Origin of the sequence: Acinetobacter sp., from assembly GCF_041911495.1 — a bacterium.
In the GTDB taxonomy this organism is placed as follows: domain Bacteria; phylum Pseudomonadota; class Gammaproteobacteria; order Pseudomonadales; family Moraxellaceae; genus Acinetobacter.
Genome location: NZ_JAYROT010000036.1, coordinates 65,373 through 72,561, shown reverse-complemented (window position 1 = coordinate 72,561; position 7,189 = coordinate 65,373). Strand labels below are relative to the sequence as shown.

At 41.3% G+C, this 7,189-nt stretch carries 9 protein-coding genes and 1 pseudogene; 1 reads left to right on the top strand and 9 read right to left on the bottom strand.

Annotated features, from left to right (window positions below):
* Nucleotides 1–290 precede the first annotated feature (290 nt).
* Nucleotides 291–794 (bottom strand): DUF6586 family protein, encoded by a 504-nt coding sequence (locus tag ACE3PQ_RS04495; protein ID WP_298893594.1) that lies wholly within the window; start codon nt 792–794, stop codon nt 291–293.
* Between the two features lie 160 nt (nt 795–954).
* Between ACE3PQ_RS04495 and ACE3PQ_RS04490 the strand changes: the two are divergent.
* Nucleotides 955–1,410, top strand: a pseudogene (locus tag ACE3PQ_RS04490) (GNAT family N-acetyltransferase).
* A gap of 5 nt (nt 1,411–1,415) precedes the next feature.
* Here ACE3PQ_RS04490 and ACE3PQ_RS04485 read toward each other — a convergent pair.
* The 8 genes from ACE3PQ_RS04485 to ACE3PQ_RS04450 form a co-directional block, all read right to left on the bottom strand.
* Nucleotides 1,416–1,670 (bottom strand): RNA recognition motif domain-containing protein, encoded by a 255-nt coding sequence (locus ACE3PQ_RS04485; protein WP_374295581.1) that lies wholly within the window; start codon nt 1,668–1,670, stop codon nt 1,416–1,418.
* A gap of 135 nt (nt 1,671–1,805) precedes the next feature.
* Nucleotides 1,806–3,788: an ATP-dependent helicase gene (locus ACE3PQ_RS04480; RefSeq protein WP_374295580.1), complete on the bottom strand. Its 1,983-nt coding sequence runs from the start codon at nt 3,786–3,788 to the stop codon at nt 1,806–1,808.
* Between the two features lie 107 nt (nt 3,789–3,895).
* Complete coding sequence (locus ACE3PQ_RS04475) at nt 3,896–4,234, bottom strand: STN domain-containing protein (RefSeq protein WP_374295578.1); 339 nt, start codon at nt 4,232–4,234, stop codon at nt 3,896–3,898.
* Between the two features lie 48 nt (nt 4,235–4,282).
* Nucleotides 4,283–4,825, bottom strand: coding sequence for a DUF4256 domain-containing protein (locus ACE3PQ_RS04470; protein WP_374295576.1), 543 nt, complete (start codon nt 4,823–4,825; stop codon nt 4,283–4,285).
* Between the two features lie 51 nt (nt 4,826–4,876).
* On the bottom strand, nt 4,877–5,617 hold the full coding sequence (locus tag ACE3PQ_RS04465; RefSeq protein ID WP_374295574.1) for a hypothetical protein: 741 nt from the start codon (nt 5,615–5,617) through the stop codon (nt 4,877–4,879).
* Between the two features lie 23 nt (nt 5,618–5,640).
* A complete protein-coding gene (locus ACE3PQ_RS04460) occupies nt 5,641–6,216 on the bottom strand; it encodes a DUF4126 domain-containing protein (protein WP_374295572.1) in 576 nt (191 codons plus the stop codon).
* A 106-nt stretch (nt 6,217–6,322) separates the two neighbouring features.
* On the bottom strand, nt 6,323–6,466 hold the full coding sequence (locus ACE3PQ_RS04455) for a hypothetical protein (RefSeq protein WP_374295570.1): 144 nt from the start codon (nt 6,464–6,466) through the stop codon (nt 6,323–6,325).
* Between the two features lie 120 nt (nt 6,467–6,586).
* Complete coding sequence (locus ACE3PQ_RS04450; protein WP_374295568.1) at nt 6,587–7,168, bottom strand: hypothetical protein; 582 nt, start codon at nt 7,166–7,168, stop codon at nt 6,587–6,589.
* Nucleotides 7,169–7,189: the final 21 nt, after the last annotated feature.

Sequence of the window (7,189 nt, the reverse complement as noted above, 5' to 3'; positions counted from 1 at the left end):
TTCATTAAACTCAATGCGCACCAATGGCGATTGATTTGAGCCTGACGCACGTAATGCAAGCGCACCATCATCCAACTGAACTAATTCAAGAACAGTTTCCTCTTGGGTGCCTAATAGCTTTTGTAATTCTTCAACTGACATACGCAACCTCCTACAATGCAACGTAATCCACGCTTCACACAACTGATCCAACAAATTCAGCGTTGACCGACTGCTTAGCCATAAAAAATAACCACACTCTATTAATGCGACTAAACGTCATAAATTTCAAGTGCTTTATGTAGAACGGTTCAAAATTCAACCATTTCATTACGAAAACCATCAATCAACTGGGTCAGATCACGATGCCATTCACGTAGAATTTTGGTATCTGGAAGCCATGCTTGTGGGCTTTGAGTGACTTTGATGATTAGATTCGAGGAAGTTTCATCTTCTGGTTCAGGATCGGCAGGCTCAGGCGCATACTGACACATGCGATAGGCACGATTTAATTCGGCTAAAAAGCCATCTTGGCTCAGTTTTTTTAAGACTTGGACTTCAGGCGATACTTGTCCACGATCAGCCATGTGCTGTTCAACATTTTGTAAGGTCGGACGCATTTCATTCAACCGATAATAACGCACCAATTCCTGCAAAAACGCCAACACTGCCCCTTGCAAATGAAATACCGCCGATTCACGTAGTGATTGGATTTGCTGAACATGTTCGAGTTGTTCTGCTTGCTGACACGACAGACGTGCAAAATACAATTTTTGATTGGTACGATCGGCATGGAATCGAGCGACTCGGGACATGGAGATTTCCTTAATGGGTTAAGCAGGATAATTTTAATCTGAAATGTTAAGATTAAAACTTCTTTTCAAAATTGCAATGACTGATTTTATGCCAAACACCGCAACGCTGTTGATTCGAGCCGAACAAGACTCTGATATAAAAGCGATTGAATAGTTAACCATTGCTGCATTTCAATCCGCTGAACACACCAGTGATACCGAACATCTGATCGTCAATGCCTTAGGCAAAACAGACCAGCTTACGGTGTCTTTGGTCGCAGAATAAGCGCAACGTATCGTCGGTCATGTTGCCATCTCTCCAGTGACATTATCCAATAATTAAAACGACTGGTATGGCTTAGCACCTGTGAGTGTATTGCCTCAGATGCAAGGTCAAGGCATCGGCAAAACCTTAGTCAATACAGCACTTGAACAGCTCAAAATGCGTGGTGCAAAAGGTTGCGTGGTATTAGGCAATCCAAATTATTATCAACAATTCGGTTTTATTACGCACCCTGAGTTGTCACTTGCTGATGTGCCTGCGGAATATTTTCAAGCACTTTCTTTCTCAGGGGAAATTCCAACCCTCAGTGTGCAATATCATGATGCTTTTAATGCTACTGACGACGCAATTTAAAATTATTAGGATTGTTTTGGCACATCTTCCGCAGACTTGACTCGAATCCCCATACCTTTGACTTTTAAGGTATTTAGGCTTTTGATTGCTTTGATTGCTTCACGAGCATGTGGCATTTCGACAAAACCAAAACCTTTGGATTTTTTGCTATCTCCATCCATCACGATCACCGCAGACTCAATCGTACCAAATGGTGCAAACAGCTCACGTAACTCTGCTTCGGTAATTGAGCGTTCAAGGTTGCGTACTAAGATTTTCATGATGTGTTCCAAAATATATTTCTATCGGGAGCAAGATTTAAAATGCCGATGAGATCGGCAGATAGTTTAAAGGAATTCCACTTAAAAAACTGCTCTCATATTGCCGATCTATCCTATTTTGACCAAAGCAATCGTTTAATCAAAATCAATGCCGATTTTTGGCTTATCAAAGCTGTCTTCTCGGTCAAATGTCCACCTTTTCTGCCGTTGGGTACCACGACGATGCAAAGTTTCACGACACAGCTTTGGCGGTAAATCAGAGAAGAAATAGCCGACGATTGGTCGCCCTTCGGCATCAATCGTGTCTGTCGTCCATGTGAATAGATTCTGCCGAGTCACGATCAGCTCATTTTGCGCACGAGTCAGTGCCACATATAGCACCCGACGCTCTTCTTCCACTTCATCGAACTGACCTTGGGCACGTGCATGAGGAAACTGCCCCACTGAAGCATTTGCCACATAGCAGACTTCTCGCTCGGTGCCTTTTGCCGAATGAATGGTAATCAATGTCACCACATCTTGATCCTTTGCACGTTCAACTTCGCTATGTGAAATCGGCTCAATCACATATTCTTCAATAAATGCCGACACATTCATATGCCGTTCCGCAAGTTGTTTCACTAAATCAAAATCTCGGCTACGACGTGACCAGTCTTTGTTTTGATAATTTTTTTCCAATTGCTCTTGCAGTGCATTTAATGCCATTTCAAGACTTTGTTTGACCAGATGTTGTATATCAAGTAATTGCTGAAAGATGGTTGCAATTTTCGCAGGTACTTTGCTGAATTTCTTTAATTTTTCCAAACAACCTAACAAATTATCCTGCTGTAAAAAATCACTGGCTAAGCGACTTGCACCGACATCACCCACACCATCCCACAGCGTGAGAAAACGCATCCACGCCAATTCATCTTTATGATTCGCCACGATACGCAGCATACTGAGCACATCTTTAACATGCGCGGATTCAAGCAATTTCACGCCACCAATGAACTGATAGGGAATATCCGAAGCAACCAACGCACTTTCGATCTGCCGTCCTGCAAAACTTGAACGCACCAAAATCATGTGTTGTTGCCACGCTGCACCATGTTGATGGCGAGTTTTTAAATCTTGCGCAATCCAATTGGCTTCTTCAAACTCATTGGCAAAAGTATGTAGCGTAGGCGCAATGCCTTCGCCACGATAGGCAACAAGTTGTTTTTGATAATCTAGTGGGCTGATTTTCAATATCCAATTGGATAGATCGAGGATTTCTTGCGTTGAGCGATAGTTGCGAGCCAAAGTCATGACTTTCGCATCAGGCACACGCTCTTTAAAAGCATGAATATTCTGAAAATCTGCACCACGAAAGCCATAAATCGACTGCGCATCATCACCAACACAGAACAGATGTGCTTTGCCAATAAAGGGCTTGAGCAATAACCATTGCAATGGATTCGTGTCTTGCATTTCATCAACAAGCAAATACTGGCAACGGTGCAAGACTTGATCGACTAATGCTTCGGAGTGGTTTAAGTATTTCGCCACATATTCCAAAATGTCATCATAGTCGAGATAGCCACGTTCACGTTTCTGCGTTTCATAAGCTCTCATGATAGTGAGAATTTTTTCTTTTTGTTCCACTATTTCAGGCAGTTGCTTTACGAGTGCTTCGCTCAATTTGCTTTGGGTATTACGAGCAAATGAATAGACATCAAGAAGTTGCGCTGCTTTGGGTAATTCATTATTTTTTTCCTTTCCACGCAACAGGCGAAACATGAGCATTTGATCATCACGATCAATCACATTGAACTGCCCAAGCTCGAAGGCTTTGGCATAACGCCGTAAAATCCCTAAACAAAACGTATGAAAAGTCGAAGCACGCAAACCCTGCGCCTGCACACCCAAATATTGCTCGACCCGAGTCACGATCTCACTGGCAGCACGGCGAGTAAAGGTCATGATCTGAATCTGCTCGGCAGGCACACCCTGACTAATCAGATAGGCGGCTCTAGCGACAATGGTTTTGGTCTTGCCACAGCCTGCACCCGCCAAGATTAGTGCATTCTGCGCTGTGGTGGTCGCCGCTTGATATTGTTCAGGATTGAGTTCATCGAGTAGACGCTGGATCGTCATGGAGTGGTTATTTCTCAAAATGTGTAGATCAATCGCTACAGTTTAGCATTTTTAAACCGTAGGTATTTTGAGAATTACGCAAAGCATTGGCTTGCTTTGATGCGATTTTATTTTGGTAAAATCTTAATGGTATTTGGACCAACGACTTGATATTGCAAATTTGCCCTATGCAAAACCTTCTCGAAAGTTACCAAACCATTATGAAATCCCGTGTCTATAGTGATTTCTTTATCTTGATCAACTTTTGGATCATAGATGATATTGATATTTCCAAAATAATTTTCAAACAAACCGAGCACTCGCCCCACAGCAATGCCACTTTCAAAATCAAAACTCAATTTTTTTGATGCCTTCAATCGCTCTTGCATTTGTGCACGATATTCAGGCATGGCAAAGGTACTCGTCGCCATCAAACTGAACAGCAATACACAGGCTAATTTTTTCATCATATTCCCCTTTTTATGATTCTTTAAAGTCAATTTTATAACCGCACTTTATACTCGCAATATCCCTCGAAAGCCACGAGCTGCATAATACGACTCTGCGCCATTATGATAAGTAAAGACTTGATCATAACGGCGATCGCAGAATAACGCACCACCAAGCGCACGAATTGCTTGTGGTGTATCTATCCAACTCGATGTTTTCAGATCAAATTCACCGAGTTGCTGTAAATCTCGGTACTGTTGTTCGGTGAGTAGATTGATACCCATTTTCTTGGCAAGATTTACAGCACTATCAGCTGGTTGATGCTGTTTTCGAGCGGCTAAAGCTTCTGCGTCATAGCACAGACTGCGCCGACCTTTAGGACTTTCTGCACTACAATCGACAAACAGATATTCATCACGATCTGCATCATAACCGATGACATCAGGCTCGCCCTCTGTATCTTCCATCGCTTGCAAGGCTTTGAGATTTTTTGGATGTACAAGCAGTTTTTCTTCAACTTTTGCCCAATCAAGGTTTGGGTGGCGTTGCATATTTTGCTCAAAACGTGTTTTTAATATGTCGATGAGTTCATTGTTTTGTTTTGCCATTTTTATTCACCTTTAATCATTCACTCCACAAGATGATGATTTGTAAACGTGCTAATTTTCAACATCAGTAATCCCAAAATCAATCTCGTCAAAGTCTTTGATTTTGGATAAATAGATTGGCTCAAGATCAAAACTCTGCCATGTTTCTTTAAACTTTGGATCACGATCATCAATCTCTTGATTGATATTTTTTCGTTCAACCTTGCGACCAGTCAAAAAGTTAATACTGGTTTCACTTTTGATATATGGTCCAAAATTATTTGAATCATCATAACCAATGAGGCGCATATCTTGATCTTGCAGACGGAAGAGATAACGCCAGTAGCCATAGCGTCCATGTGCATAATGAATATCAAGTAAGCCTTTCTTTATCTCCACCCAAAGTTCAGGTGCGAAATACACGCCACCCTCTTCATTTTCTGAGCTAAAGCAGTCGAGGTTTTGCAGATATTTGCTGTATTGGGTTTTCTGATTTTTAGTGTCTTGATTCAGCAAAATAATAATGCCACGACGATTCCGATCGAGTTTGCCACGATATTCATGGTCTACCCACTGTTTAGGATCAGTAGCTTTAATGATGAGTACCGCATCTGATTTGCCATCTTTATTTAGATCGCCTTCGACTGCTTCATACAGCACATAAGACTTGGGAATATAAGTTTTATATTTAACCTGATCTTTTACCAGTTTGACTTGTTCAGCGGTCGGTTGTGGCGTTTCGGCATAAGCAACTGGTGCAGTCAAAAATGCCGTTGATATAATTAATAATAATTGACGTAGTTTAATATTCACTGGATGCCCTTCGTTTTTTAGATTTAAATTGACCCTGCAAGATTCTCCCGCTTTTTACGACGCACCCAACGCACCACCAAAACGAGAATTAAGAAAACTAAAATTACCACCAATACAGGCGTGATCAATGACAAGATTGATAAAACAATCGCCCCGATCCATTCCCCTGTCGCAATCACAGGATTGCCTACCCCACCTGTCGTCGCAGTCGATACACCACGCACCGCCACTGTGCTGGCTTGCACTACACCTGCTGTACCGCCGCCGACAATAATCGCCGAAGCCCAACTGGCGAACTGTGACATCTCGCCACTACTGACCGCCATCGTCGCCAATGTCCCTGCGATCATCGCAGCAGGCGTAGCAATCGTATCTAATAAGTTATCCACCCACGGTACATAATACGCCCCGATTTCACAAACCGTCGCAAAGCCAAGCGCCACACAGACTGCAGGCATCGCCAACCATTCAAAGCCCTGTACAGGCTCAAACCAACCTGTAATCGTGGCAATGCTCATCACCAACAGCGGTACGAATACTCGAAAGCCACAGGCGGCGCTCAAGCCAATACCGATACATAAGCCTAATATTGTTTCCATGTTGTACCTCATTGCCTTGGGTTTTCTATGGCTAAAATAGCAAAAAGCCCCATCGGGTGATAGGGCTTTAGATTAAAACAGGATCTGCTGTTTTATGTCGTGTAGCTTAGGCAACCTTGTTGTTATATTCGGTGCCATGGCATTTGGTACACGGTGGTAGACTGTCTGTACCAATTTCTAAGTAAACGCGATGTCCGCATTGGACACAAAAATAGAAGCCTGTTCCTGGTTTATCACCTGCAGTTACCATCTTTGTTCTCCGTATGGTTTAGAAATGGTCAATCCAGTATATCTATTCTGTGATGATTGTCTATTGTCCATTTTGACAGGTGATGATGGCAATTGGGCGAAAGCCTATACTAATTAATTACTATAGCAGCACATCATTTATTGCAATTCCAGTTTCAACATAACGTGCATACCATTTGCCATATAAGCTGTGATTATCTTCATAAAAACTTGCAGGCATACAATCATTTAATTTATTTATCCTGACTAACGCATCTTCATCTTTTGTAATAGTTGTATGAAAAATTTGTTTATCTAATAACTCTCGTAAGCTTTCTAGAGTTAAGGGCTTTTTTAAATGCTCTTCCAATAATATCTTAGAAATTACTTTTAAAGGAATAGCGTGATCTCGTGTAACTAACTTGTCTCTTCTTTTGATTAAATCATTACGATCCTTACTGTTTGTAGTTAGGCTTATTTTAGACTCGAAATCCTCATAAATTTTCTTAGCTTTTTCTGATGTTTTCGTATTCCAAAGTAATTTAGACCATTTAGCATTTCCATTTTTACTTATAGAATTATTTGCATAACAGTAATATGAGTCTATGAAATGCCTCATATGCTTCACTCTGCCATGATTTAATTCTAATAGTATATGCTTTAATTCAATTTCTGAATTTTCTAAATGCCCAACCATAATGCTTTTCCTCTGTTTTAATTTCATGATAAATATCAATATATTATC

Coding starts and splice junctions, on each gene's coding strand:
- ACE3PQ_RS04495 (WP_298893594.1), bottom strand. CDS start 794: ATGTCCCGAGTCGCTCGATTCCATGCCGATCGTACCAATCAAAAATTG.
- ACE3PQ_RS04485 (WP_374295581.1), bottom strand. CDS start 1,670: ATGAAAATCTTAGTACGCAACCTTGAACGCTCAATTACCGAAGCAGAG.
- ACE3PQ_RS04480 (WP_374295580.1), bottom strand. CDS start 3,788: ATGACGATCCAGCGTCTACTCGATGAACTCAATCCTGAACAATATCAA.
- ACE3PQ_RS04475 (WP_374295578.1), bottom strand. CDS start 4,234: ATGAAAAAATTAGCCTGTGTATTGCTGTTCAGTTTGATGGCGACGAGT.
- ACE3PQ_RS04470 (WP_374295576.1), bottom strand. CDS start 4,825: ATGGCAAAACAAAACAATGAACTCATCGACATATTAAAAACACGTTTT.
- ACE3PQ_RS04460 (WP_374295572.1), bottom strand. CDS start 6,216: ATGGAAACAATATTAGGCTTATGTATCGGTATTGGCTTGAGCGCCGCC.
- ACE3PQ_RS04455 (WP_374295570.1), bottom strand. CDS start 6,466: ATGGTAACTGCAGGTGATAAACCAGGAACAGGCTTCTATTTTTGTGTC.
- ACE3PQ_RS04450 (WP_374295568.1), bottom strand. CDS start 7,168: ATGAAATTAAAACAGAGGAAAAGCATTATGGTTGGGCATTTAGAAAAT.